The organism is Nannocystis bainbridge, from assembly GCF_028368995.1.
GTDB lineage: Bacteria > Myxococcota_A > Polyangia > Nannocystales > Nannocystaceae > Nannocystis > Nannocystis bainbridge.
Genome location: NZ_JAQNDL010000001.1, coordinates 3410345 through 3436151, shown reverse-complemented (window position 1 = coordinate 3436151; position 25807 = coordinate 3410345). Strand labels below are relative to the sequence as shown.

Here is a 25807-nt window from a genome sequence, read left to right as displayed (position 1 = left end):
CGTGACACTCGCACATGGACGGGCGGGGGCCGGCCGTGGCAGCCTTCGAGGACGCCATGGAGCTCGCCGCGCTGATCGAAGCCCTCTCGGATCCCCGCGCCTTCGGGCGGGCCGAGGGGGTCCGCGTCGAGGTGGTCCAGACCCACGTCTCGGTGGTGTTCCTGGTCGAGGACGACGTCTACAAGCTGAAGAAGCCGGTCGACCTCGAGTTCCTCGACTACTCGACGCTGTCGCGCCGGCGCCACTTCTGTCAGCTCGAGGTCGAGCTCAACCGCCGGCTCGCGCCTGACGTGTACTTCGGGACATTGCCCGTCGTACAGATCGACGACGCGCTGAAGGTCGGCCGCGAGCTCGACGAGGGCGGCGACCTCGAGGTGGTCGACTGGGTGGTGCACATGCGGCGGCTGCCCGACGCGGCCCGGCTCGGCGCGCGCGTGGCCGCCGGCGAGGCCGACGCGGGGCTGATGCAGCGGCTCGGGGCGACGATCGCGGGCTTCCACGCGCGGGCGCGGCGCGGGCCGGCGGTGTCGGCGTGGGCGACGTTCGCGGCGGTGGCCGGCAACTGCCGCCAGAATTTCGTGCAGCTGGCGGGGCTCGGGGTGGTGACGGAGCAGCTGCTGACGCGGGTCGAGCGGGCCACGGAGGAGGCGCTGGCCCGCGGGCACGCGGCGATCGACGGGCGCGCGCGCCGGCACGTGCCGCGCGACACCCACGGCGATCTGCGGCTCGAGCACGTGTACTGGTCCCCGGAGCGCGAGGCGCCCGAAGACCTGCTGGTGATCGACTGCATCGAGTTCGGCGAGCAGTTCCGCTGCGCCGACCCGGTGGCCGATCTGGCGTTTTTGGTGATGGACCTGCGCGAGGTCGGCCGGCGCGACCTGGCCGACGCGCTGGCCGAGGGCTACTTCGCGGCGGCGCCCGAGGACGAGGCGAGCGAGGGGCGCGCGCTGCTGCCGCTGTACGTGGCCTACCGCGCGACGGTGCGGGCCAAGGTCGAGGCGTTCAAGGCCCGCGAGGCGGAGGTGCCCGAGGCGGAGGCGCGGGTGGCCGAGGCGCGAGCCCGCCGCTACCTGCTGCTGGCCCTGCGCGAGCTGCAGGCGCCGGCGCTGGCCCCGTGCCTGCTGCTGGTGATGGGCCTGCCCGGGACCGGCAAGTCGACGCTGGCGCGCGCGCTGGCCGGCGAGGGCTTCTCGTGGGTCCGCTCCGACGCGGTCCGCAAGCAGCTGGCGGGCCTGCCGAGCGAGGCCCCGGCCGACGCTTCGGTGTACACGCCGGCGTGGACCGAGCGCACCTACGAGGTCTGCCGCGAGCTGACCGAGGCCCGCCTGTCGGAGGGCGAGCGCGTGGTCGTCGACGCCAACTTCAAGCTCGACTCGCAGCGCGCCCCGTTCGTCGCGCTGGCCGAGGCGCTCGGGGTGCCGGCGCAGATCCTGGTGTGCACCGCCGACGAGGCGACGGTCCGCGAGCGCCTGTCCCGCAGGACAGGTGACGTGTCGGACGCGGACGTGACGGTGTACCTGCAGGCGCGGTCCGCGTGGCAGCCGCTGCGCCCCGAGCACGCGGCGATCGCCGCGGAGATCGACGGCGGGGGGCCGCCCGAAGAGGTGCTGCAGCGGGCGCTGCAGCAGCTGCGCGCGGCCGGGTTGTGGTAGCGCCTGTCCTTCGGGTCAGGCGATGGCGCGACCGCGCGCGCGCGGTCGCGAACGTTGTCAAGCCGGGCCTCGAATGGTCTAGTTGAAGCATGCGAAGGCTTTGGCTTGGGGCGCTGCTGGCCGGCGCGGCGGCGGGTGGGTGCGCGAAGGGGAGCGAGCTCGACACCGGCGCGGTCGGGACCGAGACGACGGCCCCGTCGACGACGACGACGACCACGGGCCCCGAGGTGACGACCACCGAGCCGCCCTCGACCTCGACGACGACCGGCAGCTCGACGACCGCGGACGAGACCGAGAGCACGAGCGAGGCGAGCGGCAGCCAGAACACCACCGGGGGGCCCAAGTGCGGCGACGGCCAGCTCGACCCGGGCGAGCTGTGCGACGACGGCAACGTGCTCAACAACGACGCCTGCACCAACTCGTGCAAGTTCGCGACCTGCGGCGACGGCTTCGTGCTGGCCGGCACCGAGGAGTGCGACGACGGCAACGGCATCGACGGCGACGACTGCACCAACATGTGCACCGGGGCCGAGTGCGGTGACGGGGTGGTCCACGTCGGCCTCGAGGCGTGCGACGACGGCAACGCCGACGACGCCGACGCGTGCACCAGCCTGTGCGCCCTGGCCGGCTGCGGCGACGGGATCGTGATGATGGGCGTCGAGGAGTGCGACGACGGCAACGCCGAGAACACCGACGCGTGCACGGCGAGCTGCAAGAACGCGGTGTGCGGCGACGGCATCCTGTGGCTCGGCACCGAGGAGTGCGAGGACGGCAACCAGGTCCCGGGCGACGGCTGCGAGCCCGACTGCAAGAAGACGGTGATCAACAAGTACAACGCGTTCGGGCCGCAGCAGAACGTGCAGTCGGCGTCGGTGGTCGGCTGGGAGGTCTGCTACGTCGACCAGTTCGGCCACAACGGCACGTCCATGCCGCAGATCCTCCAGCAGTGCGGCAAGGCCAACCTGATGCTGGCGTGCCGCCCGAGCGGCAGCGGGACGTACACGCTGCTGGCCCACGGGCCGCGCGCGCTGGTGACGGCCGACACCGGCCAGAGCAACACGCCGACGGTGGCCAACGGGACCGGCTGGTACTACAGCGACGCGTACTCGTGGGGCTTCGCGGTCGAGGGCGACCCGATCACGCGCAACAGCTGCGACACCGGCAACGTCAACCCGGAGCGGCGCCTGTGCTTCCACACCGGCGGCGGCACGATCAACGGCGGCTACCGCTGCGGGGCGACGCTCGCCCTCAACGGCAGCGTCGACTGGGAGCGCGTGGTGCTCCACGCCGATTAGTGCGCCCGCGCGCGCTTCGGGTCGCACGGCGCCGCGCGCGGACGAGATTTTTCGGTACGATGGGCGGGAGCGAAGATGCCAGCCCACCCCAGCCCGCGCCCAGCGCGAACCGCCCTGCTCGTCGCGCTCGCCCTGAGCGCGTGCGACACCCACGCGCCCGCGCCGGTCAAGACGGCCGCACCGACCAAGAGCCCGACCGTCGGCACCAAGCCCGACGCCGCCCTCGACGACGAGCCGATCGGCCCGCGCACGATCAAGGTCGAGCTGCAGCCCGTGGCCACCCGCCGCGGCCCGATCGGGCTGCACCGCCTCGGCGACGGCGAGGTCGTGCTGACCGGCGGCGTGCTGCTGGCCCGCGCCGCGTCCGACAACAACCTGGCCCAAGAGACATCCTGGCTCCACGGCCTGCAAGCGGCCGAGCCGGAGGCGAGCTGGCAGGTGCGCGCGATCGGCGGGCGCGACGACGACTTGTGGTTGACGGTCGCTCGCACCGGGGCCGATCCCGCGCACCGGGTGTATCGCCGGCGTGAGAATTCATGGGCGCCGCACGAGCCCGACCCGAGCGCCCCGGGGGCTTACTACATGGACTATGCGACGTGGCCCGATGGCGACGCCATCGCGCTGCTCGCGGGCGGCGACGGGGCACCGTCGCTGGTGGTGCTCGACGACGACGGCGCGCGCCCGGCCCGGCCGCGGCTCGAGGTGGCGAGCCTGCGCGAGGCGCCGCGGCCGTCGCGGGTGGCGGGGCTGCCGAGCGGCGAGCTGTTCGCGTCGGTGGCCGCCAGCCCGGCCGACGCTGGCGGGCTGCCGGGGATGTTGTCGGGGATGATGCGCTGGGGCCCGAGCGACACCACGGGGATCTTCGCGCCGCTGCCGGGGCTCGAGTCGCGGGCGCCGAAGCAGGTGGCGACGCTGGTCGAGAGCGGCGGGCAGGTGCTGGTGGGGGACGGGGTCGAGATCGGCGAAGAGATGGTGCCGTACGTGGCCCGCTTCGACGGCACGTCGTGGCACCTGCTCGACCCACCGCCGGTGCGCGGCTCGGTGGTGTCGCTGGTCGAGACGCCCGAGCCGGCGATCTTCGCCGTGGTCGACGAGAGCGGGCCCGCCGACAGTTTGTGGCGGATCCACGCCGGCGGCGATTGGGACACGTGGGAGCGCGTCGAGCTGGCGCCGGTGCAGCTGGCCTCGAGCTGGTTCTGGGACCAGACCGCCGGCACGTGGGCCTCCGATCCGGCGCCGGCCAGCGCGATGACGCCGTCGCCGCGGGCGATCGGCCGCGACGACGCCGGGTCGCTGTGGGTCAACGCCAACCTGCTGTTGGCCGATGGCACAGCTTCGCCGTACCACGCGGTCCTGCGCAGCGGCCCGGCGGCGACGGCCCCGCTGGCGCTGTACGACGACGGCCAGATCCACGCGGCCCAGCAGGACCTGCTGCCGCGCCGCAGCCCGCGGGCCGGCGACGAGACCTGCTCGCAGGTCTATGTCCAGCTCTACACGGTCGCGGAGGACAGCCCGGAGGTCGGCGCGCCCGAGCTGCGCACGGCCCTGGCCGGCGGCCTCGGCTCGCTGCTGCTCGGCGAGGTCCGCTCGCAGGGCGAGCGCCAGGTCGGGCTGCTGCTGGCGGCCGACGACTACGAGGCCCACAAGGCCGCGATCGCCGGGGTCGCCGGCAAGCTGCGCTACCGCTCGCGAGCCTCGTGCGGCCACCCGCCGCTGCTCCGCGGCTGGCGCGCCGAGGGCTGAGCGCGGGCCTTGCCATGGGGACATGTCCTTCGGGGCATGTCCCCGGCGACATGTTCACGGCGGCATGTCCCCCACGACATGTCCGTGTAGACATGGCGCGAGGTGAGGCGCCGCTCAGCGGACGGCGAAGCCGTAGGAGCTCCAGAAGCTCTCCCAGTCGGCGTCCTCGCAGCCGGCGCAGCGCTGCATGTGGACGGCGCGCAGCAGGCAGGGGCCGGCGGCGGTCACCTCGAAGCTGACGCGGCCGGCGGCGTCGGTGGTGGCGGCCTGGTCGGCGATCCGGCCGCCGGGATCGCGGGCGAACGCCTCGACCCGGGCGCCGGCCAGCGGGGCGCCGTCGAAGCGCAGCTGCACGCCGAGCCGATCGCCGGGGCGCAGGCCGGCGAGGTCGCGCTCGGGGACGAGCTCGAGGCGGTGGCCGAGGACGCGGGTCGAGACGCCGTCGATCGGGTCGCCGACGCGCACGAAGCTCTTGAGGTAGCGGGTGTATCGCTCGCGCCCGGGCCGCCAGCGCTCGCCGGCCCGCTTGCGCGCGGTGAAGGCGGCGGCGAAGCCCTCGTGGCGGAGGTAGCGGTTGAACTTGAGCGGCTTCAGCTCGATGCGCGAGGCGTCGCGCTCGAGGCCGAACAGGTAGCCGCCCTCGCCGCCGAGCCGCAGATCGAGGAACGGGGTGGCGCCGTCGCGCGCCTGGGCCAGCAGGTCGAGCTCACCGAGGGCGGTGACCTGCCGCAGCGAGACCAGCCGCCGCCGCTCCATGGCCTTCTGCGCCTCGGCGGTGAAGTCCTCGCCGACCCACAGGCTGAGCGCGAGCGCGTGCCCGGGCACGGGCGTCAGCGGCGAGAACTCGAGCCAGTAGTCGTGGGCGCGGGCAGGCGCGGCGAGGCAGAGCGCGGCGAGGAGGCCGAGAGCGAGGGCGCGGACGGACGGCACGGATCCGCAGCATACCGTGGATCGGTGACCGCCGCGATCTTCGCGCGAGCCCCGGCGCATGGCAGATGCGACTGCGGCGGCAGGACGGGTCGCGCACCGTCGGGTCGCGCCGCTCTGGCGGCACCGGAACGCCGGGCGCGAGGATCAGCATGAGCTGAAGGACATGTCTTTGAGGACATGTCCTTCAGGGCAAGATCAACCGGTCGAGGTCGTGGTGTCGGCGGTCGTGCCGGTGTGGTCGTGCTCGGTCTCGCCGTGCTCGGTGGTGGCCTCGGTCGGGCCGGTGCCGGAGCTCGTGCTGTCCGTCGAGTGGTCGTCGGTCTCGTGCGAGTGATCGTCGGTCTCGTGCGAGTGGTCGTCGGTGTCGGCGGTGTCGGCGGTCTCGCCATCGGTGCCGTGGCCGTGCGGCTCCTGGCAGGTGCCCTTGCCGTCGTGGAAGTCGCAGATCAGGCCGTCGCCGCACTGCTCGGCCTTGTCGCACGGGTTGCCGATGTTGCTCTGGCTGGTGCACCCGGCCGCGGCCGAAAGGAGCAGGACGGACAGCAGGGCGGAGAACGGGCGGGCGGCGCGGGTCATGGCGAGGATCGACACCATAGGCGCGATCTGGCGGACCTGTACATGCGTCGGCCTGTCGCACGCGGCGGCGGGCGCGGGCGATGCGACCCGATGTCGCAGGAGCCCCGTTTGCCCGCCGCGATGGCGCCGTGCGGGCGCTGGATCGGTTACACGGCGAGAGTGACGTCCCGCGGCAGACAGCGGCAGACAGCCGGCGCGAGCGGGCTCGGCGGAGTCGCCGCTGCCCTCCTCGTGGTGGCCGCCGTGGCGGGCGCGAGCGCCGGCTGCATCACCACCTTCGCCCCCAACATCCGCCGCGAGGAGCACCACGGGGCGATGAGCTCCCAGTCGACGCGCGGGTCGTGCCTCAAGTGCCACGAGCTCGAGTCGCACATGGCCAAGCGGATGTCCGGGATGGATCCCGCCATGCTCGAGCGCCACATGGTCGAGATGAACCAGGTCGTCCGCCCGCCGCTGGTGGCCGACTGGATGGCCAAGGACCGCCGCGGGTGCGTCGAGTGTCACGCGATCAAGGGGGAGCGGTGAGCGCTCGCCTGGCGGCGCGAATGCTGGCAGCGGCGCTGGCGCTGACCCCCGCGGCCGCGCGCGCCCACCACGTGCCCGGCCACGGCGCGTCCGAAGGGGTGCGCACGATCAACAGCCTCAACGGCGCCGGCGGGCGGGCCAACACCCGGCTGCTGCTGATCAACGAGTTCGTCTACACCGGCTTCGGCCTCAACCCGGGGACGATGGACTCGCTGTCGGTGGTCGGCGAGTACGCGCCGCGGCCGTGGCTGTCGATGGCCCTGCAGGCGCCGCTGCTGATGTTCCGCGCCGCCGACACGCAGGGCGAGACGCGCGTCGGCTACGGCGATACGCGGGTGCAGCTGCGCTTCACGCCGCACGCGGGCAAGCTGATCCACCGGGTGCTGACGGCGGGGCTCAACGCGTCGCTGCCGACGCGCACGGTGCGGTTCACCGTCGACCCGGGGCCGATCGTGGCGGTCGCGCCGTACGTGGTGTTCACGCGCACGTACATGACGTGGTACTGGCAGGTGCTGGCGATCGCGACGGTCGACATCCGCCGCGCAGGCGTGGCGGTCGACTTCGGCGCGAGCGGCCAGGTCGGGGCGCGGCTCGCCAATGGCAAGGTCAACCTCGGCGTGGGCCTGCTGCTCGACACCCGCCTGGCGGCCTTTTGCGCGCTGCCAGAGGGCGGCCGCGAGTTCTGCCCGGGCAACCGCGCGGGCGAGCTGTACCGCGACCTCGGCACGGCCCGCGGCACCGGCCTGATGGCGGTGGCTTACAATTTCCACCGCCGCGCCTCGCTGGTCGGCTCGCTCCAGGTGCCGTTCACGCGCCTGCGCGACTATACGATCGGCTGGAGCCTCGGGCTGCAGATCTTCTTCTGAAGTTTGGATGAATCTCGGGACATGCTCGAAGGAGCATGTCCGAAGGAGCATGCCCTACGGGGCATGCCCCTGGGGACAGGCGGAGATTCAGGGCTCCTCGCCCTCGATGATGATCGGGTCGGCGAAGCGCGACTTCAGCGGGGTGCCGTCGGGGTAATACAAGAAGAACTCGACGCGGCGGTTGGCGGCCCGGCCCTCATCGGTGTTGTTGTCGCCGGTCGGGTCGGCCGGGCCGCGCGAGCCGATGTGGACGCGGGCGGGGTCGAGCTTGCCGTCGGCCTTGAGGAGGATCGCCTCGCGCATCTCGCGGGCGCGCTGGAGGCCGAGCTCCATGTTCTGGTCGGCCTTGCCGCGCGAGTCGGTGCGGCCGATGAGCAGCAGGTGCAGGTCGCGGTTCTTCTGCAGCTCGGCGGCGGCCTGGTCGACCATGGGCCGGTCGTCGAAGGTCACGATGTTGGAGCCGGCGGCGAAGAAGGCAGGGGCGACCTCGGGCGGCGGCGGGCGCGAGGACGACAGGCCGGCACCGCCGTGCTTGCAGGCGAGGAGGAGCAGGACCAGCGCGAGAGCGGCGCGAGGCATGGCAGGGAGGGTAACACCGCGACCGCGAGGAGGTGGGTGCGCTTCCGCGCCGATCGGGCGTAGGCCAGGCTGGGCGCGGTGCTGGGCAGGTTCTGGGCGGGGCTGTTCGCGCGCGAGTCGGCGCTGTTTGCGACCGGACTGCGCGTGGCTGCTGTGCTGGCGACGACGGCGCTGGTGCTCGAGCTGGCGACGGTGCGGCTGGTGCCGCTGCCGCGCCTGCGACCGTGGCTGGCGCTGGGGCTGGTGGGGATGCACGTCGGGATCGATCGGGTGCTGCACATCGATTTCCGCCCGATGATCGCGCTGGTGCCGGTGGTGCTGCTGCCGTGGCCCGAATGGTGGGAGCGCCGGCGACGGGTGCACGAGACGTGAGATGGCCTCGAGGACATGTGTGGATGGACCCGAAGACGATGGTCGAATCCTGCGGGGGACTGAGCAGGGGGCAGGGTGTCGAGGCTCCGCGCTCAGGGCAGTCGGCGCAGCTCGAGCGCGGATTCTTCGATGGATGGCAGGTTCTTCGGCGCGTTGCTGCTGCCGTCGACCAGGCTCACGAGCGCCGCGACCGTGGGTTTCGCGGCTCTGGCCTCCTCGCCGCTGAACTTGGGATACCTCTCGGATTCGGTGACAGCGGGGCGATCGAGGAAGTGGTGGAGCCAGTTTTCGGTCTCCCAGCGCGGGACCACGAGGGCGACCGGCTCACCTGGCTGTCTGGGCGCAACCTCCTCGCGCGCGAGCGCGGCGGCGAGCTCTTGCTTGCGCTCGGCGACCGTGCGGTTGTCGGCGTCGGTGTGGACGACGAGGACGGAGGCGACCGCCTTGTCGCGCTGCTTGCGGAGCTCGCCGGGGAACCGCTCGCGCACGTACTGCGAGCCGCAACCCTCGCCGGCCGGCAGCGGCAGCACGATGACGTGTTTGAAGCGGCGCTCGTGCTTCAGGTATTGATAGAGCAGCGTGCTCGCCTGCTTGTCTTCGCAGAGGATGACCGCCGTCCGCTTGCGGTTCATTCGTCGGCCTCCTGCGAGAGGCCACCGCGGGCGATGATCTCCGAGGGAGCGAGCGCCTCGGCGGATCGGAACGGGCGGATCCTCGATGGACCGCCGCCGTCGCGCGAGATGATGAAGCCATCCTCCGGCGCGAGTTGGTCGATGTATTGGGCGTTGTGCGAGATGATGAAAAGCTGAGCCTCCGGACGATCCCGAACCCGACAGAGCGCCTCCATCAGGAATGGTTGGACTTCGTCCAGCGAGGTGTAGTTGTCCGGTTCGTCGAGAAGGACGGTCCGATCGCCGTCGATCTGGGTGTGGAGGACCACGTACAACACGATCAACGCGCGTTGTCCGTCGGACAGCTCGTCGAAGTCGAGCGCAATGTCTTTCTTTCGCCGGTTGGAGTCGGCGGGATCGGCGAAGGTCGCCCGCAGCCAGCCGATCCTGCGCTCGTCGACGCGGATCGCGAGCCCGGTGAAGCCGTCGAGGAGCTCGCTCAAATCGCGGAGCGCGGCGTTGACCTCTTGCGGGCGCTCCTGCCACATCGTGCGATACCAGCTGGCGAAGTTGTCACAACTCAGCGAGAGCGAGCGATCTTCCCGTTCGGCGCGGCCCTCGATGAGCGCCGGGTTCGGGCGCAGGACGACGAGCTCGCCGAGCCACCGCTTGAACCAGGTCAGGAGCTTGTTCGAGCTGCCCGGCACGACCGCGCCGAGACCGGAGCGGCGCACGTTGCCGGCGAAGGTGGGGCCAGGCTGTCCGTCGTCCTTGTAGAGCTGGACCTGCCCCTCGTTGAACGTGAAGAGGGGTTTGTCCGCGAGGTGCAGCGTCTCTTTGACGATGCGGCTCTCCTCGTCGTTGCTGTCGTGCTCGACGACGAGCCGATACTTGAAGAGCCCCTCAGGGCCCGCGACGTCGAGCTCGATGCGCTGCTCCTGGCGCAGATCCCAGCGCGTGCGGGTGGTGGACGGCATCGCCAGCGACAGGTTGACCTCGTCGATCACGAGGCCGCGCAGGAGGTACAACACCTCGAAGAGGGCGGACTTGCCAGTGCCATTGCGGCCGATGAGCAGCGCGACCGAACCAGGGCTCCACTCGAAGTTCTGAAAGGTCCTGAAGTTGTCGATGTAGAGCCGCTTGAGCATCGTGCACGGTCCCTGGCGCCGACCCCAGTGTAAGGGGGGAAGCACACCGAGGCCAGCGCCGCTCGGCGTTCACGTCGCGCGGACCTGGGCCAGCGCGGTGAGCAGCTGTTCGCGGTCGATTGGTTTGCCGACGTACGCCGAGGCGCCGAGCACGAGGGCGCGGGCCTGTTCGTCGAGCAGGGAGGCGACGATGACGGGGACGCTGCGCAGGCCGATGTCGCTGCGCAGCTGGACGAGGGCGTTCCAGGCGTCGTCGTCGGGGACGGCGATGCCGAGCACGATCGCCTGCGGGCGGACGGTCCGGGCCAGCGCGAGGCCCTGCGAGGCGCTGGTGCAGCTGATGACGGGGACGTGCTCGCCGACGAGGCTGCGCTGGACCTGCTCGAGGGTGGTGGGGTCGACGTCGATGACGAGGACGGGGCCCTGCGGCGGGGCGGCGGCGACGGGCGGCGGGGCGGCGACGTCGAGCTCGGTGGGGACGGTGACGGTGAAGGTCGAGCCCTCGCCGGGGACGCTGGTGGCGGTGATGTCACCGCCCATGAGGCGGCAGAACTCGCGGGCGATCGAGAGGCCGAGGCCGGCGCCGCCGTAGCGTCGCGTGGTCGAGGCGTCGGCCTGGGTGAACTCTTGAAACAGGCGCGGCAGGGCGTCGGCGGCGATGCCGATGCCGGAGTCGGTGACGGCGATCTCCAGCCAGTCGCGCTCGCCCCGGGTCGTGCGGCGCACGCCGACGCGGATGGTGCCGCGCTCGGTGAACTTGATGGCGTTGCCGACCAGGTTGAACAGCACCTGGCGCAGCTTGAGCATGTCGGTGACGACGAAGCCGACCTCGCGGGGGATCCGCAGCTCGATGCGGTTGCCGCGCTGCCCGGCGAGGGTCTCGAGCGCCGCGGTGACGCCCTGGACCAGGGCGCGGGCGCTGAAGCGCTCGGGCCACACCTCCATGCGCCCGGCCTCGATCTTGGTGAGGTCGAGGATGCTGCTGATGAGCTCGAGCAGGTGCACGCCGGCGATGCCGATCCGCTTGAGGTCGCCGACGCTCTCGTGGTCGCCGCGCGCCTCGGCTTCCTCGAGCAGGAGGTCGCTGTAGCCGATGATGGCGTTGAGCGGGGTCCGCAGCTCGTGGCTCATGTTGGCGAGGAAGCGGCTCTTGGCGATGCTGGCGGCCTCGGCGGCCTCTTTCTGGCGCAGGAGGATCTCGGCCTGGCGGCGCTCGGTGACGTCGCGCAGCGTGACGCACAGGCCGACGAAGCCGCGCACCGGGAGCTGCAGCGGGGTGACGGTGATGTCGAGCCAGCGGTCACCCCACGCGAGCTCGGCGGCGAAGCGGTCGCGCGCGGCTTCGGAGCTCTGCAGGTGCTCGGCCAGCGGGTCCAGGCCGGAGCCGTGGGCGGCGAGCAGCGGTCGCAGCGGCCGCCCGCGCAGCGCCTCCTCGCTGAGGATGACGCCGTGGGCCGAGCGGAAGCGCATGATCTCGAAGAAGGCGGCGTTGCTGTCGACGATCCGCCCCTCGGGGTCGAGCACGACCACGCCCTCGGTGCTGCGCTTGACGATGTGGGCCCACCGCTCCTGCGCCGAGTACAGCTGATAGACGAGGTTGCCGTCGGCGGTGAGCGGCTCGATGCGGGCAGCCCATTGCCGCTCGCGCGGGTACATCTGCAGGCGCGAGAGGACCTCCTGGCCGCCGATGTGGAGCGTGATGAGGAGGTCGAGGCCGGCCTCGTCGGCGCGGCTCAGGGCCTGGTAGAAGAGGCGCTGGCCCTTGCGGTCGCGCGGCGAGAACAGCTCGTCGAGGCCCTCGCCGATCAGCGCGGCGCTGTCGCAGCCGAGTCGGGCGCACAGCCGCGGGTCGACGCTGACGATCCGCAGCTCGGCGTCGAGCTCGAGCTCGTGGGCCCACGAGGTCGCGCCGACGAGGTCGCCCGTCATTCGCGGTACCCCAGGAGCGCGTGCAGCTCGGCGAGGTCGTCGGCGGTGCACTCGCGCTTGCGCAGGACGGTAATCGGGTTGCCGAGCACGGTGGCGCGCAAGGTGAACCGCGGCGCTGCGATCTCCATGGTGCGGAAGCCGGGGTTGTGGCGCGGCTCGCCCCAGCGCGCGGCCAGCTGCTGCCAGGTCGGGACGACGGCGTCGCGGTCGAGGAAGTACTTGTAGGTCTCCGGATGCACGCAGGCGGGGACCTTCTCGCGGTGCATGCGGGCGCCTACTCCACCTGCTCGACGGCGAAGTTGCACGAGGGCTCGCCGCAGCTGACGCAGCGGTCCTCGTGGGCGGCGAAGGTGCCGTAGCGGTCCTCGACGGTGCCCTCGCCGTAGACGAGCTCCATGACGCCGGCGGCGACGCCGGTGAGCATGGCGCACTGCGGGGTCGCGGCCAGGCCGCGGTACTCGCGGTAGCCGACGGCCTCGTAGCCGTAGCGCGACTCGAGCGCGAGCGAGCGCGGGGTGTGGGCGGTGACGTGCCAGTCGCCCCAGCCGAGCGCGTTGCTGATGGCGATGATGGCGTGCAGGGCGTCGGCCCGGTCGCGCACCATGGGGGCGATGAGGCCGTCCCACTCGGGCGAGTGCATGATGCCGCGGAAGGTGTTCATGCCGCAGTGCTCGGCGTCGGAGACCAGCAAGCGAATGGCGGCCTTGTCGCGCCCGAGGCCGCGCATGGCCTCGACGAAGCCGATGCAGATCCGGTTGTAGAAGTCGGCCGGCATGTTGGCGAGGTAGACGCTGAAGGCGGGGATGAGGCCGGCGTCGTCGCCGACCATCGGCATGCCGACGACGGCGTCGATGATGGCCTGCTCGTCGACGTTGGGCGAGCGCAGCCAGCCGGCGCCCGGCTCGCGCGGGGCGGCGATCGCCGGGTCCTTGCGATCGGCGGCGATCGGCTCGCGCGGGCCGTGGTCGACCTCGAAGCGGCAGCGCGCGGCGCCGCGGGCCATGCACTCGACCTCGCGCACGCGCACGGCGGCGCCGGTGACGGCGTGCACGGCCCCCTGGAGGTAGCCCTCGGTGAAGCTGCAGACGCTGCCGGCGGCGTCGCCGAGGCCGGCCAGCCAGCCCTCGACGAAGTGCGACGAATCGGCGGTGACGACGCCCGCGGCGATCTGCGACAGGTCGATGCGACCGAAGCCGAGGTGGCGGTAGAGCTGCTCGGCGACGGCCCAGCGGCGCGCTTCGTCGTCGCCCGCGCGCATGGCCTGGGCCAGCTGATCGGCGAACACGGTCTCGGCGGCGCCGACGAGGATGGCCTTGCCGTCGATGCCGCGCGCGCCCTCGATGGTCCGCTGCAGGCGCGCGTTGTAGTGATGACAGTGGATGATGACGTCGTGCCCGGCGATGCGTCGGCGATAGGTCGCGGGCTCGTACTGCATGGCCACCCGGGCGGCCAGGTCCGTGTCGATCGCCATTGTCATCCTCCTCGCGCGGTGCCCCGCGCGGCCGCCATCATACCCCGCCCGACCGCGCCGCCGCGACTCCACACGTGTGGGCAGCGGCGGGCGCGAGCAGGCTGAGGCGCAGGCGCGCGCATCACAGCGTCAGCGTGACGATGCCGGTGATCACGAGCGCCGCGGCCCACACCACGTCGAGGTTGAACCACGCCTTGCGGAGGATCGCCAGGCCGACCTTCTCGTAGACCACGACCGCGACGAGGCCCATCACCAGCAAGTAGCCGAGCGTGTGCAGGCCGGTGGCGGCCAGGCCGAGCAGCGGGGTCGAGGCGCCCAGCTCCGCGAGGTGCTGGGCGTGGCCGGCGTGACCGCCGGCGGCTTCGACGGCGTGCTGCGCGTGATGGCCCGCGTGATGCATGTGCTCGTGGTGGGTTGAAGCCTGTTCAACAGCCGGGCCGTCGCGCCAGCCGAGCAGCACCGGGGCGAGCATCAGGCCGGCGCCGTGGGCGGTGGCCATCAAGAAGCTCCACCACGTCAGGTCGAGCGAGCTGACGCGCATGCCGACCCATCGCGGGTGACGGCAGCGGACCAACTTGTAGAGGCCGAAGCCGGTGAGGCCGAGGCCGACCGGCCAGCGCACCCACGCGTCGGGCAGGACGTCCTTGAGCACGCCGATGACGAGCAGGACGACCGCGATCGACAGCGCGTGGCCGAGAGCGATCGGCAGCAGCGCGCGCAGGACGGCGGCGCGGCGCTGCTCCTGCAGGCCGAGCGCCACCGCGAACAGCCAGCCCATCCCCGGGTTGATGCCGTGGAAGGCGCCGAGGCCCAGGAGGGCCAGCCATGCCTGTGCGTCGCTCATGGGTAGCAGTAGGAGTCGGAGGAGGCGTCACCGCCCTGGAGGCGGATCTGGTGGCCGCGCAGGCCGGGCTCGAACTGCAGGAAGAAGTTCGGGTCGAGCGTCATGCCCTTGCCGCCTTCAGGGATGTCGAGCTTGACCATCCAGCCGTCGAAGCCGGCCGGGTAGAATTGCGCGTCCCACGGGGCGTACAGCGAATTGGTGAAGTAGACCCGGCGACCGTCGCGGCTGATCTCGACCATCTGCGGGCCGCCGCCGAGCTCGAGGTCGGGCCGGCTCGGGTGCGCGGCCTTGCGGACGATCCCGCCGAGGTGGACGCTGCCGGTCTTCTTGGGGTTGTGCGGGTCGGACACGTCGTACTGGAGGAACTCGCCGGTGCCCCAGCACGAGACGTAGAGGGTCTTGTCGTCGAGCGAGAGGTTGATGTCGGTGACGAGCGGGGGCACGGCGCCGAAGCCCTTGAGCAGCGGCGGCAGCAGGGCCGGGTCGGCCGGCTCGGCGGGGATCTCGATGACCTTCTTGATCTGCCACTTGCCGTTCTCGAGGAACCACAACCAGATCGAGGCCGAGAGGTCCTTGAGCGAGACGACCACGCCGACGAAGCCCCAAGGGCGGGTCGGGTTGTGGGCCGGGCGCAGCTCGAGGACCATCTGCTGCTCGGCGCCGAGCTCGAGCCGCTCGAGGTGCTTGCGCCGCCGCAGGTCCCAGATGTGCAGCGCGTGGCCGTACTTGCCGGCCAGCAGCGCCTCGGCGTCGAGGCCGTTGCGGACCATGCTCGGCGTGCCCCACTCGCTCGAGATCAGGGTGTCGTGGCCGAGGTGCCACCAGAAATCGTAGTGAAGCTCCTGCGGCCCGCGATCGATCTCCCAGCGGCCGCGGATGTCGAAGGTCTCGTGGTCGAGCATGAAGATGCCGCCCGGGCCGCCGCCGTCGGGCGCACCGAGGGCGCTGACGTAGATGCCCTCGGGCCCGCAGTGGGTCGTGTGCGGGCTGGCGTAGCCGGTCTTGCGGAACACCTCGTCGGGCTCGATGGTGCGGACGATGTGCGGCCGCTTGGGGTCGGGCTGGGTGTCGAGGATGTAGATCCGCGACGAGTTGATGCCAGGGACCACGAGGTAGCGGCGCTCGACGTGCGGGTGCGGGGCGTACGGGCACAGGCACGCGCTGCAGGCGTTCCAGCCGAAGTGGTGCAGCTCGTCGCCGATGTTCGGCATGTCGAGCTGGCCGACCACCTGGGCGAAGCTCTTCGAGGCCGGGTCGAGGTCGACCACCGCCATCGCGTCGGGCCGCTGCTTGCCGGTCGGGTCGAGCAGCACCACGTAGGCGAGCTGCTCCGGCGGGGCCTGCATCGCCATCGTCGGCGACGGATAGAAGGTCGGGTCGGGACGAAAGCGAGCGGCCATGTGTCCGGTCAGCCTGCCCCGCGCGGCCAGGCCCCGTCAAGGGCCACGGACCGCCGCGCACGCGGACTGTCGATATGTCCTTCGGGACATGTCCCCGACGCGCTTGCGAGCGCGGGGGCGGGCAAGATCGGCCGCGGGGGCGTCGGCGCCAGCGGACCGGGCCGCAGCGCAGGCGTGCAGGCAATACCTGTGCCCACATTGCTGCCACGTTGGTTACGCGGCGACCGCCGGGGATCGTCGCTCGAAACGGCGCGCCGCAGCGGGGCGCCGCGGGCGGCAGGATACAATGTCTTTTAGGACATGTCTGATCGGACAGCGACGCACTGCGTCGGATAGCGACTTGGCCTCAAAGACAGCTCGGGTGGGTCCGGCTCTGCGAAGCCGGTGGGCTTGACGAGGCCGCGCGCACGCTCGCTGTACCCGGGGCGACTCGGCGCATAGGTCCGGCTGATTGCAATCGCGGCCGTGGGGTCAGGGGACCACGAGCAGGCCGTCGGCGAATTGCGGGTGCGCGGGGACTTCGGTGAGGTGCGGGCCGCCGCCGAGGGTGAACGGGATCTCGAGCACCGGGCCGGGCGGCTGGCCCTCGTTGGAGTTGTCCTCGGTGAACTCGACCATCAGCTTGTAGTCCCCGGGCGCGGCTGGTTGGCCGAGCTGGTCCTTGAGGTCCCAAGAGAGGTCGGTGGTGCGGTGCGAGCCGCGGGTCGCCGACGTGATCGCGTCGGCGTTGTCGCCGCCCGACAGCGAGCGCCAGCGGATCAGGTGATTCTCGCGGACCTCGGCCCACACCGCCAGCGTGCGCACCAGGCCGCTGCCGCCCTGAATCCACGCGACGCCGACGTGCTCGTCGGCGTACTCGCCCCCGTAGGTCCGCGTGCGCACCTGGGCGGTCATGGTGTCGGCTGGCTCATAGGCCAGGTCCCAGACGTCGAGCTGGAGGTCGAAGCCGATGCCCGCGGCGCCCGATTGATAGCGGCGGACCTCGACGGCGACGACGTTGTCGCCGGCGAGCAGGCTGGCGTGCGGGGCGGCGAGCCGGACGTAGCGCAGCGGCTCGTTGCCCTTGAGGTCGGACTGGGCCCGGGTGTCGGCGGCCAGCGGGTCGGGCGGGAGGTTGGAGCGCAGCAGCGGGACGCCGTTGAGCCACACCGCGACGCCGTCGCCGCGGCGCAGGTAGGCGCGCAGCAGCAGGTCGTCGGCGGCCTCGGGCACGCTGAAGGTGTGGCGCAGGCGCAGGCCGAGCGGGGCGGTGGTTGCGTCGATCGGGGTGGCGTCGCCGGGGCCGTCGCCGAACGCAGCCTGTCCTTCGGACCAGGTCGCATCATCGAAGCCGACGACCTTCCAGTCGCCGGCGACGGCGGCCTGCAGCGGCTGCCAGCGCCAGGTGGCCTTGGCGGGGATCAGCGCCGCGGGGATCGGCCCGCCGCCGGTGTCGCTGTCGCTGCTGGTGGCGCCGCTCGGGTCGACGGTGGTGGGCAGCGGCGGCGGCAGGCCGGGGCCGCCGGAGGTCAGCGAGTCCTCGATCCCTCCGGTGGTGTAGGCAGTCGTCGAGGCGGTGCCGTCGCTGCCGCCGGCGCCGCTCACCGGGAACTCGAAGCGGGCCCCGCCGTCGGGCGCGCAGGCGAGGACGAGGGCGAGGACGGCGAGGCTTCGTGGCATGGCGTGACCGGGGTGGCAGGAGGCGCGAGGGATGTCGGCGTCGCAGGACGGGGGCGCGCGGCGAGGTTCGCTCAGTTGCATCCGCAACCTCCGCCGCCGCCGCCGAGGCCGCCGGCCGAGCCTTCGCGGTAGTCGAGGGCGTGTTCGGGGCCGGCGTCGAGGTCACCGTCGCCGTTGAGCTGCATGTCGGGCTGGGCCAGGCGGCCGCGCTCGTAGGGCTGGACGCGGGCGCAACCTGCCCCGAGAGACAGCACGCCGAGCAGCGCGGCGGCGCGGCGACGCCGGCGGGTCAGCAGCAGCAGGGCCCACCACGGCGGCGCGCCGCCGAGGTTGCAGCCGGTCGCGGCGGGGGGGCCGACCGGGAACTCCCAGAAGCCCGCGCCGTCGCCGGCCGGGGTGCCGTCATCGTCGGCCGCGACCGCGGCCATGTAGATCGCCCCGGGCAGGTGGGTGTCGGGGGCGGTCCACTGCACGCGCAGGCGGTGCGAGCCGCACACGTTGACCGCGACCGCCTGGCGCGCTTCGCCCTCGGCGAACTCGATCCACTCGGCCGCGCGCCCGCCCGGGCACAGCTCGTCGTCCTCGAGGATGTCGGCCGGCGGCAGGCGCAGGGTGCCGAGCGGGGCCCCGGCCGGGTCGGTCGCCTCGAGCACGATCCCGAACACGTCTTCGGGCCATGTCACTTCGAACATGTACGTCGCGCCAGGTTTGTAAGCGCCGTTCGGGCCGCCGCGGATCTCCGGGGTCGGCAGCGGGCCGCCGGTGTGGCAGACCCCGCAGGTGAAGCCGTCGCCGGGGCTGCCGCTGAAGATCCGTCCGCCCGCGCCTCCCGTGCGCGCGGGGTCGGCGGTGTACAGCGCGGGCGACGAGTAGGCGCTCGCGACGGCGGGCGCGAGGGCGACGAGGGCGGCGAGCAGCGGGGCGGGGCGGATCACCGGGTCACCTCCGGGCGCGCGGGGAGCGAGGGGATGGACAGGTCCGAGAGGACATGCTCTTTCAAGCATGTGCTTTGGGGCATGCCCTTCGGGGCATGTCGCATCGACCATGTGCTTCGAGCCATCACGGCGCCTCCGTGCCTGCGGCCCAGGCGGTGAGGATCGCCAGGCCGGGGGCGTCCGGGTCTTCATAGACGTTGCGGCCGTGCTCGTCACGGCCCTCGTGGGCGGCGCGCGGGCCGGGCTTGTGGAGCAGCGGCGGCGGCTCGTCGCCTTCGGCCAGCAGCCAGCCGCGGGCGCGGTCGTAGGCGAGGTCGACCTCGGCGCGGGTCGGGGCGTCGAGCGGCGACTCGGGCGTGCCGAGGCGGGTGCGGCCGGGGCCGGGGATGAACAGCGGGCGGCGTGGGTCGCCGTGGCAGGCCGGGAAGCTGCAGTCGCGCAGCAGCACCGGGTAGACCTCGGCGCCGAAGCGGGCGCGGTCGGGCGCGGGCACCACCCGCACCGGGTCGTCGCAGCCGAAGGACAGCAGGGCGAGGGCGGCGAGGGCGGCGCGCGGGCGCAGGGCGAGGGCGAGGGTACCTGTCACGAGGGGCATGTACAAAAGAGCAGGTCGTCCGAGGAACGCGTAGCCGGCGGCGGCCAGCAGGGTGCCGGCGAGGAAGCCCCAGGTCTCGCGCGCGAACACGCGGGCGGTCGCGGCCCCGCCGGCGACCGCGGCGGCGAAGTAGGTGCCCGAGGCGAGGCCGGCGGCGGCCACCGCCGGGGCGAACCACCACGGGCTGGCGGCGATGAAGTCGACGCTGCCGAGCGCCAGCGCGGCGCCGGCGTAGGCGACGAGCCCGAGCCCGAGCGCGCGCGGCAGGTCGCGGGCCGGCGCGCGCGACCACAAGCCGAGCGCCGAGCCGGCGAGCCACGCGGTCAGCACCAGCGCGTAGGTGGTGTGCGCGGCCGACAGCGCGCGCGACAGCGTCAGCAGCAGCCCGGCCTGCAGCAGCCCGAGGTGGACGCCGACGAGGAACGCGGAGGGCAGGGCGCGCGGCATGGCGGTCACGAGGTGCTGGCGTGCGCGACGCGGAGCGCGGGGCGAGCGGGCGTGGTGGCGGCGCGCGGCATGGCGGTCACAGGTAGCGCTCGCGCAGGCGTTCGGCGCCGCGGCGCAGCACGAGGTCGAGGTCGTCGAGGGTCAAGGGTACGGCGCCTTCGATGCGGCGGTCGAGCTCGGGGCCGGCGATCACGGCGAGCGCCCGCTCACCGGCGACCGCGACCGACTGCAGCGCCTCGGGCGTGAACGGCAGCGCGTCGGAGGCGTAGGCGAAGGCGCGGTCGGCCGTCTCGCTGTCGGCCACGACCACGGCCGGGAACTCGGCGCGCAGCGACGCGACCAGGCGGGCCGGGGTGCGGGTCGGGGCGCCGAGCGGGCCGCTCAGCTGGATCGCCAGGACCCCGCCCGAGTTGAGGCGCGCGCGGCACAGGGCGTAGAATTCGCGGGTGTGCAGATAGGCCTCGCCGAGCGTCAGCGGCGACGGCACGTCGACCGCGATCAGGTCGAAGCGCTGCTCGGTCGCGGCCAGGAATTGCTTGCCGTCGGCCAGCACCAGGCGCCAGTTGGCGAGCCGGGCCAGCGGCTCGCCCGGGGTGAAGAAGCGCGCCCCCGCGTCGACCACCGCCGGATCGATCTCCACCGTGGTCAGATGATCGGACAGGCGCGCCAGCTCGGGCACCATCGACAGCGTGCCGTTGCCGACCAGCAGCGCCTGCTTCGGCTGCACCAGCGTCGCCGGGGCGCGTGCGAGGTAGTGATTGAGCGCGCCGAGGTCGCGGTCGTCGAGGTCGCGCAGGCCGTCGAGGTAGAGCATGCGGCCGCGGCCCGGGGCGGTGACGACCTCGACCCGCTGGTACGGCGAATCGACCGACCACACCACCTCGGCGCCGGGCAGGCGGTGCTTGTGGCGATACACCAGATCGGCGCCGAGCCGCGACAGCGGGGCATGGGTGGCGCAGGCGAGGGCGGCGGCGACGGTGCAGGCGAGGGTGACGCGGCGGCGGTCGAGGCTGACGTGGACGAGGGCGACCAGGGCGGCGGCGAGCACGGCGAAGCGCAGGCCGGGGGCGCTGCCGAGGGCGAGGGCGGCGGTGCTGCCGAGGCCGAAGCCGATCAGCTCGGCGGTGTAGCCGCGACGCAGGGCGGCGAGGCGGTCCTCGGGCTGCTCGTGGCGGTCGAGCAGGGCCGGGACGATGGCGGTGAACGGGGCGGCGGCGGCGAATGTCAGCAGGGCGAGGACTACCAACAATTCGGGGCCGGAGTCGCCGCGCAGGAGGCACAGGCCGGCGACCGCGAATCGTGGCAGCGCGGGCGACAGCAGCAGCAGGGCGCCGCAGGTCAGCAGCAGGCCGGCGAGGGCCCGCGGGGACAGGCGCGCGCCGAGGCGGTAGCCAAGCGAGGCGGCCGCGAGCGCGGCGGCGGAGACGAACAGCAGCACCACCTCCTCGCCGTAGAGGAGGCTGACGAGCTCACGGACGACGAGCTGCTGGCTGGCGCCGAAGCACAGGCCAGCCAGCAGCAAGGTCGCGGCTTCGCGGACGGCCGAGGGGCGCGGTGAGGGCCCGGCGATCACAGCGGCGCGGGCAACGTGGTCGTGTCCACGTCCTTGTCCTTGTCGTCGTCCTTGTCCTTGTCTTTGTCCTTGTCCTTGTCGGTGTCGGTCTCGCCGGTGGTGAAGCTCGGCGGCAGGTCGAGCTTCGGCGCGCCGGTCGGGTCGGGCGCGGTCGTCGAGGTCGACGTGGAGGTCGAAGTCGTCGTGGTGCTGTCGGAGGTCGTCGGCTCGCCGGTGGTCGCGGTGTCGCTGGCCGAGGCGCCGGTGGTGGTCGTCGAAGGACCGCCAGGGACCACGTTGCCGCTGCCGCTGCCGCTGTCGCTCTCGCTGCCCATCCACGGCGGGACCGCCGTGGTGAAGTTGTTGTTGTCGCTGTCGCTCGGGTTTCCGAGCCCACCGCATGCGGCGAGTCCGAGGAGCAGAACGAGCGTGGGGCGTGCCTTACGGGCCATGGCGGAGACTCCAGAGTTGACGGAGAACGTCGCGGCGGATAGTCTCCGATCTGAAAATGGATTTCAAAATTAATTTCAGGGTGACGCGCGCTGTGCGCGTGATGATTCGCCGCCAATGAGGTGGATCCCCCTGAGTTTGGCTCTGGTCCAGGCGGCCGAGCCGGCCCCGATCGGGGGCCAGGTCCGTGGCGGCATCTACGTGCGCACGGACAGCGACCGGACGACGGTGATCTCGCCGCGGGCGCACCTGCGGCAGCAATTGGGCGGCCCGCAGACGCAGCTGGACATCAGCTACAGCCTCGACGCCTGGACCAGCGCGTCGGTGGACATCCGCACGGCCGCGACGCCGATCGTGCGCGAGAACCGTCACGAGGGGGTCGTCGGGGTCGAGCGTGAGCGCGGGATCACGGCGTGGTCGGCGTCGTATCGCTTTTCGCACGAGCCGGACTACCTGGCGAACAGCGCGACGCTCGGCGGCAAGGTCGACCTGGCGCAGCGCACGATCACGCTGGCCGGGCGGCTGTTCGGCGCGCTCGACCGCGTCGGCCGCTCGGGCGACCCGACGTTCCGCGAGCCGGTGCGCGCCGGCGGGGCGCTGGTCAGCGCGACGTTCGTGCTGACGAAGACGACGCTGCTGCAGCTGGCCTACGAGCTGCGCGGGGCGCTCGGCTACATGGCGAGCCCGTACCGGTTCGTGGCGGTCGGCGGCGACGGCGGGCTTTGCAACGAGACGACGCAGTTCTGCCTGCCCGAGGTCCACCCGCGCCGCCGCAACCGCCACGCGTGGGTGCTGCGGGCCCGCCAGGCGCTGCACCGCAAAGTGTCGATCGGGGCGACGTACCGCTTCTACTACGATTCGTGGCAGCTGCGCTCGCACACGGCGGCGGTCGACCTGTCGGTGGTGCCGGCCCGCGGGGCGACGCTGGCGCTCGAGTACCGCCATTACGCGCAGTCGGCGGCGTTCTTCTACCGCTCTCACTACATGGCCCCAGGGCCAGGTGGTTACTTCACCCGCGACCGCGAACTGTCGTCGCTCGGCAGCCAGCGCCTGGCGCTCCACAGCCTCTACGCCAAACCGCTGAAGCGCGGGGCGATCGAGGTCGGGGCGCTGGTCGCCGGCACGCGCATCGGCTACGACGACTTCGTCGGGCTGTCGCGGGTGTGGGCCCTCGAGCTGTCGGCCATGCTCGGCGGGCGCTACTGATACGGCCGGCTTTCTTCGGAGCACACACGCATGTTTTCACGACCTGTCCTCTTCGCCATGTTCCTCCTGTCGGCCTGCGAGCCGCAACCCGCGACGAAGGCGCCCGACGGCGGTGCGCCGGCGACGGCGGAGAGGCCGGCACCCGCGCTGGCCGGGCCGTCGTTGGCCGGGGCGGGGACGACGGTGGACCTGGCAACGATGCGCGGGAAGCTGGTGCTGGTCGACTTCTGGGCGTCGTGGTGCGAACCATGCCGCCGAGAGTTCCCGGAGCTCGAGGCGCTCTACAAGCGCCACCAGGCGAACGGGCTGGAGATGGTCGGAGTGAGCATGGACGAGCAACGCGAGGACGCGCAGGCGTTCCTCCGCGATGTGCCAGTGTCGTTCCCGATGATTTTCGATGAAGGACAGGCGCTGGCGAAGTCGTGGTCGCCGCCGAAGATGCCGACGCTGTACGTGGTCGATAAGGACGGGCAGATCGTGAAGGTGTTCGCGGGCGAGGTGAAGATCGCGGAGCTCGAGGCGGAAGTGACGCAGCGGCTCGGGGGGTGACGGGTTCTCGGCTTCGAGTCGAGTGGGCCGCGAGTGCGAGCCGGGCCGGGTGTCCTGCTTAGCGAATTGCCGACTGTGAATTCGGCTCAATTCCACGTATACGACAGAACCCGGGCTACTTACCAGCCAGTGCCAGGCGGTTGCCACGGACCGGCGGGGTCGGCCGCATCGGCACCACGGGTGCCAGCGTCGGGGGCGGGGCGGTTCCCGCCAGCATGTCCACCGCCTAGCGAGCCTTACGCAGCTTATCGAGGTGGATGTAGTACGTCATGGTCGTGGCCCTTGCCTTCGTCACCGCCGACGAAGACTCGGAAGGTACCCCCGCCGAGTGGCGCAAGCGGTGATCGAAGCCAAGCATGGCGATGGCGCGGCCGTGGTCGTGTTCAGTATCGCCAGCAAGTACGGCGGCGAGTGCAAGGACTACGACCACATTTGTCAATTTCGCGCGCTGTTCCCGTATATGTACTCGATCGGCTGGAGTGAGTCCGACTACGGGCCCGGGTTCGACGTCGCTACCAACCTCATCGGGACAGCCTGCTCGAAGTTTATTCCGCAGTAGGGCAGGTTTGGGTCAGCCCTCAACGCCGGCCTGTTGCCCCCGACTCCCTTGCCCCGGGCATGTCCCTTCGAATGGACGAGTTGACATTTGCTCGTGCAGTGGGCGATAATCCTATTCATGTCCGAGAATCCGAACCAGCACATCCTGTCATATCTCACCCACTATGCATGCTACACCACGCCGCCCCGCTACGCATTGATGATAACGGGTGAGTGGGGCACGGGCAAGACTTGGCTGATTCAACGCCACTCGTCCTCCGATAAACTCAACAAATATCTCTACATAAGCCTATACGGAGCCAAATCCGCCAATGATGTGGCCGAACGAATTTTTGCTGCACGCCATCCGTTTCTTGCATCGAAAGGAGCTGTCATTGCGGGGCGGCTGATCAAGGGGCTTGTGAAAATCTCGACAACCATCGATTTGAATGGCGACAACAAGGGGGACTTGCAAGTCAGCGCGGGGCTCCCCGGGGTCATGGATGAGGTAAAAAAGAATCCCTCAACCGACAAAGACATCCTAGTCTTCGACGACATTGAACGCTGCGCCGTTGCCGGAGACGAACTGTGGGGCCTCATCAACCAGTTGGTCGAACATGATGGCAAGAAGGTAATCCTGCTGTCAGCAGAGAATGAGATAGAGGGAAAGGACGGATCCTACCGGCGGACCAAGGAGAAAACCATCGGCATGACCCTCAAGGTGACCCCCGATGCGGCGGGCGCATTGGACTGCATGCTCAGTGAAGAAAGTGACATGTGCGCGACAGTCCTCAAGAGGCATCGAGGACGCGCGCTGCAGCTTTTTGAGCATTCCCAATGCACCAGCCTGCGTGTCCTCCGCTTTGCCATTCGCGACTTTTGCCGCATATTCACGGTGATTCCCAGCGATCTGCAGGACGAGCAGACATTGGCTTTGAGGTTGCTTGATTCCACACTGCCCCTGGCATTTGGGGTCTACTCCGGCGCATTGAAGCCCGATGAGATTGAGCCGCGCGTGGCGAATATTGTTTCGGGAAAACAGAGCGGCGATAGCTTGGATGATACTATTTACCGCCGATACTCGGCGCTCTCACTATCGCCACAGGTTCTCTCGCTGAATTGGTGGCGTGGCTTCTTTGCGCGTGGCGAGATCGAAGTAGCCGAACTCGCCTCCGAATGCAAACGCGTGGTGGAGGATGCTCAACCGCCGGACTGGCTGCGCTTGATCAACTTTGATAAGTTTTCAGACTCGGAGTTCAATGATCTTCTGGAAAATACATGGAAATCTCTGATTGATAAGAATCTTCACACTGCTGGTCAAATCTTACACGTCGCTGCTACTCATATGTGGGCGCAAGATGAGGGGGTGGTGTGTTCCGTGCGGAGCATAGCGAGCATTATCGATGCAGCAAAATGTGCAATTGCATCAATTAATCGTGACGCGGAGACTTGCGACGCCTGCTTTGTGTATCCGAAATCATACGCAGGAGTAGTGTATGCGGCCGTTGAAATGGCTGAATTTCAGGAGCTTGTGAAGTACGCTACCGAAAGCTCCAGGTCGAGCGAGCGGAGAATAATTCAGTTGGAGTCAGTGAAGCTTCTCAAAGCCTTGCGCCAAGGAGGACAAGCCTTCGCTGCTGCGCTTGGAGTCGACTTGCAGGACTGCTGGCGCCGTGAGGCGGCCGTGCCGCTCGGCGCTTTGCAAGAAGTCGACACTGATGATTTCGTCAAAATACTGCTCTCGCTTACCTACCATGATCAGATTCAGGTCGTGGAGCTGCTCCGGATCGGCGGTTCCGGAGACTGGGTCAAGCGCATGACTGCGAGACTCGAGCAACAGGCGCCGGGGCCAAGTCTGCAGAAAAAAATGCTCATCGTTCGGCTTAAGCAACTATACGGATGAGAGCGCCATGCGACGGTATCCCGGTCCGCTGTG

At 70.9% G+C, this 25807-nt stretch carries 25 protein-coding genes; 10 read left to right on the top strand and 15 right to left on the bottom strand.

What is annotated here, in order from left to right:
- Positions 1-35: 35 nt before the first annotated feature.
- The 3 genes from POL25_RS44300 to POL25_RS13455 all read left to right on the top strand — a co-directional run bounded on the left by POL25_RS44300 (position 36) and on the right by POL25_RS13455 (position 4690).
- A complete protein-coding gene (locus POL25_RS44300; RefSeq protein ID WP_272086390.1) occupies positions 36-1652 on the top strand; it encodes a bifunctional aminoglycoside phosphotransferase/ATP-binding protein in 1617 nt (538 codons plus the stop codon).
- 89 nt (positions 1653-1741) lie between these two features.
- Positions 1742-2947, top strand: coding sequence for a DUF4215 domain-containing protein (locus POL25_RS13460; protein WP_272086389.1), 1206 nt, complete (start codon positions 1742-1744; stop codon positions 2945-2947).
- A gap of 75 nt (positions 2948-3022) precedes the next feature.
- The gene (locus POL25_RS13455; RefSeq protein WP_272086388.1) at positions 3023-4690 is read left to right on the top strand and encodes a hypothetical protein; all 1668 of its coding nucleotides are present in this window, start codon (positions 3023-3025) and stop codon (positions 4688-4690) included.
- Positions 4691-4804: 114 nt separating this feature from the next.
- On the opposite strand, the gene POL25_RS13450 is transcribed toward POL25_RS13455, so the two are convergent.
- Positions 4805-5620, bottom strand: coding sequence for a DUF4198 domain-containing protein (locus tag POL25_RS13450; RefSeq protein ID WP_272086387.1), 816 nt, complete (start codon positions 5618-5620; stop codon positions 4805-4807).
- A gap of 195 nt (positions 5621-5815) precedes the next feature.
- Positions 5816-6196: a hypothetical protein gene (locus tag POL25_RS13445; protein WP_272086386.1), complete on the bottom strand. Its 381-nt coding sequence runs from the start codon at positions 6194-6196 to the stop codon at positions 5816-5818.
- Between the two features lie 234 nt (positions 6197-6430).
- On the opposite strand from POL25_RS13445, the gene POL25_RS13440 reads away from it, so the two are divergent.
- Complete coding sequence (locus tag POL25_RS13440) at positions 6431-6721, top strand: hypothetical protein (protein WP_272086385.1); 291 nt, start codon at positions 6431-6433, stop codon at positions 6719-6721.
- A complete protein-coding gene (locus POL25_RS13435) occupies positions 6718-7587 on the top strand; it encodes a hypothetical protein (protein WP_272086384.1) in 870 nt (289 codons plus the stop codon). The genes POL25_RS13440 and POL25_RS13435 overlap by 4 nt, the downstream gene beginning before the upstream one ends.
- A gap of 87 nt (positions 7588-7674) precedes the next feature.
- Here POL25_RS13435 and POL25_RS13430 read toward each other — a convergent pair whose 3' ends face one another.
- Positions 7675-8166, bottom strand: a complete 492-nt coding sequence (locus POL25_RS13430) for an OmpA family protein (protein ID WP_272086383.1) — start codon at positions 8164-8166, stop codon at positions 7675-7677.
- A gap of 78 nt (positions 8167-8244) precedes the next feature.
- On the opposite strand from POL25_RS13430, the gene POL25_RS13425 reads away from it, so the two are divergent.
- Positions 8245-8538: a hypothetical protein gene (locus POL25_RS13425; protein ID WP_272086382.1), complete on the top strand. Its 294-nt coding sequence runs from the start codon at positions 8245-8247 to the stop codon at positions 8536-8538.
- A 92-nt stretch (positions 8539-8630) separates the two neighbouring features.
- Here the strand turns inward: POL25_RS13425 and POL25_RS13420 are convergent, their stop codons facing one another.
- The 12 genes from POL25_RS13420 to POL25_RS13365 all read right to left on the bottom strand — a co-directional run bounded on the left by POL25_RS13420 (position 8631) and on the right by POL25_RS13365 (position 21581).
- Positions 8631-9170, bottom strand: coding sequence for a hypothetical protein (locus POL25_RS13420; RefSeq protein ID WP_272086381.1), 540 nt, complete (start codon positions 9168-9170; stop codon positions 8631-8633).
- Positions 9167-10156, bottom strand: coding sequence for an AAA family ATPase (locus POL25_RS44295; RefSeq protein WP_272086380.1), 990 nt, complete (start codon positions 10154-10156; stop codon positions 9167-9169). Before POL25_RS44295 ends, POL25_RS13420 begins: the two co-directional genes overlap by 4 nt.
- Positions 10157-10366: 210 nt before the next feature.
- Complete coding sequence (locus POL25_RS13410) at positions 10367-12226, bottom strand: ATP-binding protein (RefSeq protein WP_272086379.1); 1860 nt, start codon at positions 12224-12226, stop codon at positions 10367-10369.
- Positions 12223-12492 (bottom strand): hypothetical protein, encoded by a 270-nt coding sequence (locus POL25_RS13405; RefSeq protein ID WP_272086378.1) that lies wholly within the window; start codon positions 12490-12492, stop codon positions 12223-12225. Before POL25_RS13405 ends, POL25_RS13410 begins: the two co-directional genes overlap by 4 nt.
- A gap of 8 nt (positions 12493-12500) precedes the next feature.
- Positions 12501-13697 carry a 4-vinyl reductase gene (locus POL25_RS13400; protein WP_272086377.1) on the bottom strand — a complete coding sequence of 399 codons (1197 nt, stop codon included), beginning with the start codon at positions 13695-13697 and terminating at the stop codon, positions 12501-12503.
- Positions 13698-13818: 121 nt separating this feature from the next.
- On the bottom strand, positions 13819-14541 hold the full coding sequence (locus POL25_RS13395) for a hypothetical protein (RefSeq protein ID WP_272086376.1): 723 nt from the start codon (positions 14539-14541) through the stop codon (positions 13819-13821).
- Entirely contained in the window at positions 14538-15941 is a 1404-nt protein-coding gene (locus POL25_RS13390) for a selenium-binding protein SBP56-related protein (protein ID WP_272086375.1), read from the bottom strand. The genes POL25_RS13395 and POL25_RS13390 overlap by 4 nt, the downstream gene beginning before the upstream one ends.
- Before the next feature lie 471 nt (positions 15942-16412).
- Positions 16413-17600: a DUF2271 domain-containing protein gene (locus tag POL25_RS13385; RefSeq protein WP_272086374.1), complete on the bottom strand. Its 1188-nt coding sequence runs from the start codon at positions 17598-17600 to the stop codon at positions 16413-16415.
- Between the two features lie 71 nt (positions 17601-17671).
- A complete protein-coding gene (locus POL25_RS44290) occupies positions 17672-18535 on the bottom strand; it encodes a DUF4266 domain-containing protein (RefSeq protein WP_272086373.1) in 864 nt (287 codons plus the stop codon).
- Between the two features lie 124 nt (positions 18536-18659).
- Complete coding sequence (locus POL25_RS13375) at positions 18660-19577, bottom strand: hypothetical protein (RefSeq protein ID WP_272086372.1); 918 nt, start codon at positions 19575-19577, stop codon at positions 18660-18662.
- A gap of 76 nt (positions 19578-19653) precedes the next feature.
- Complete coding sequence (locus tag POL25_RS13370; protein WP_272086371.1) at positions 19654-21099, bottom strand: spermidine synthase; 1446 nt, start codon at positions 21097-21099, stop codon at positions 19654-19656.
- Positions 21100-21146: 47 nt separating this feature from the next.
- Complete coding sequence (locus POL25_RS13365; RefSeq protein WP_272086370.1) at positions 21147-21581, bottom strand: hypothetical protein; 435 nt, start codon at positions 21579-21581, stop codon at positions 21147-21149.
- A 115-nt stretch (positions 21582-21696) separates the two neighbouring features.
- Here POL25_RS13365 and POL25_RS13360 point away from each other — a divergent pair, with 115 nt between their 5' ends.
- From POL25_RS13360 to POL25_RS13345, 4 genes are all read left to right on the top strand, one after another.
- Positions 21697-22785: a DUF3570 domain-containing protein gene (locus POL25_RS13360; RefSeq protein ID WP_272086369.1), complete on the top strand. Its 1089-nt coding sequence runs from the start codon at positions 21697-21699 to the stop codon at positions 22783-22785.
- Between the two features lie 57 nt (positions 22786-22842).
- Positions 22843-23334 carry a TlpA family protein disulfide reductase gene (locus POL25_RS13355; RefSeq protein WP_272086368.1) on the top strand — a complete coding sequence of 164 codons (492 nt, stop codon included), beginning with the start codon at positions 22843-22845 and terminating at the stop codon, positions 23332-23334.
- A gap of 373 nt (positions 23335-23707) precedes the next feature.
- Entirely contained in the window at positions 23708-23893 is a 186-nt protein-coding gene (locus POL25_RS13350; RefSeq protein ID WP_272086367.1) for a hypothetical protein, read from the top strand.
- Positions 23894-24010: 117 nt separating this feature from the next.
- Positions 24011-25774 (top strand): P-loop NTPase fold protein, encoded by a 1764-nt coding sequence (locus POL25_RS13345; protein ID WP_272086366.1) that lies wholly within the window; start codon positions 24011-24013, stop codon positions 25772-25774.
- The last annotated feature ends 33 nt before the right edge of the window (positions 25775-25807 follow it).

Bases quoted from the DNA above. Each gene is read 5' to 3' on its own strand.
- POL25_RS13345 (WP_272086366.1), top strand. From the start codon at position 24,011: ATGTCCGAGAATCCGAACCAGCACATCCTGTCATATCTCACCCACTAT.
- POL25_RS13355 (WP_272086368.1), top strand. From the start codon at position 22,843: ATGTTCCTCCTGTCGGCCTGCGAGCCGCAACCCGCGACGAAGGCGCCC.
- POL25_RS13445 (WP_272086386.1), bottom strand. From the start codon at position 6,196: ATGACCCGCGCCGCCCGCCCGTTCTCCGCCCTGCTGTCCGTCCTGCTC.
- POL25_RS13410 (WP_272086379.1), bottom strand. From the start codon at position 12,226: ATGACGGGCGACCTCGTCGGCGCGACCTCGTGGGCCCACGAGCTCGAG.
- POL25_RS13395 (WP_272086376.1), bottom strand. From the start codon at position 14,541: ATGAGCGACGCACAGGCATGGCTGGCCCTCCTGGGCCTCGGCGCCTTC.
- POL25_RS13365 (WP_272086370.1), bottom strand. From the start codon at position 21,581: ATGGCCCGTAAGGCACGCCCCACGCTCGTTCTGCTCCTCGGACTCGCC.
- POL25_RS13420 (WP_272086381.1), bottom strand. From the start codon at position 9,170: ATGAACCGCAAGCGGACGGCGGTCATCCTCTGCGAAGACAAGCAGGCG.
- POL25_RS13455 (WP_272086388.1), top strand. From the start codon at position 3,023: ATGCCAGCCCACCCCAGCCCGCGCCCAGCGCGAACCGCCCTGCTCGTC.
- POL25_RS13375 (WP_272086372.1), bottom strand. From the start codon at position 19,577: ATGCCGCGCGCCCTGCCCTCCGCGTTCCTCGTCGGCGTCCACCTCGGG.
- POL25_RS13390 (WP_272086375.1), bottom strand. From the start codon at position 15,941: ATGGCCGCTCGCTTTCGTCCCGACCCGACCTTCTATCCGTCGCCGACG.
- POL25_RS13400 (WP_272086377.1), bottom strand. From the start codon at position 13,697: ATGGCGATCGACACGGACCTGGCCGCCCGGGTGGCCATGCAGTACGAG.
- POL25_RS13385 (WP_272086374.1), bottom strand. From the start codon at position 17,600: ATGCCACGAAGCCTCGCCGTCCTCGCCCTCGTCCTCGCCTGCGCGCCC.
- POL25_RS13460 (WP_272086389.1), top strand. From the start codon at position 1,742: ATGCGAAGGCTTTGGCTTGGGGCGCTGCTGGCCGGCGCGGCGGCGGGT.
- POL25_RS13430 (WP_272086383.1), bottom strand. From the start codon at position 8,166: ATGCCTCGCGCCGCTCTCGCGCTGGTCCTGCTCCTCCTCGCCTGCAAG.
- POL25_RS13405 (WP_272086378.1), bottom strand. From the start codon at position 12,492: ATGCACCGCGAGAAGGTCCCCGCCTGCGTGCATCCGGAGACCTACAAG.
- POL25_RS13360 (WP_272086369.1), top strand. From the start codon at position 21,697: ATGAGGTGGATCCCCCTGAGTTTGGCTCTGGTCCAGGCGGCCGAGCCG.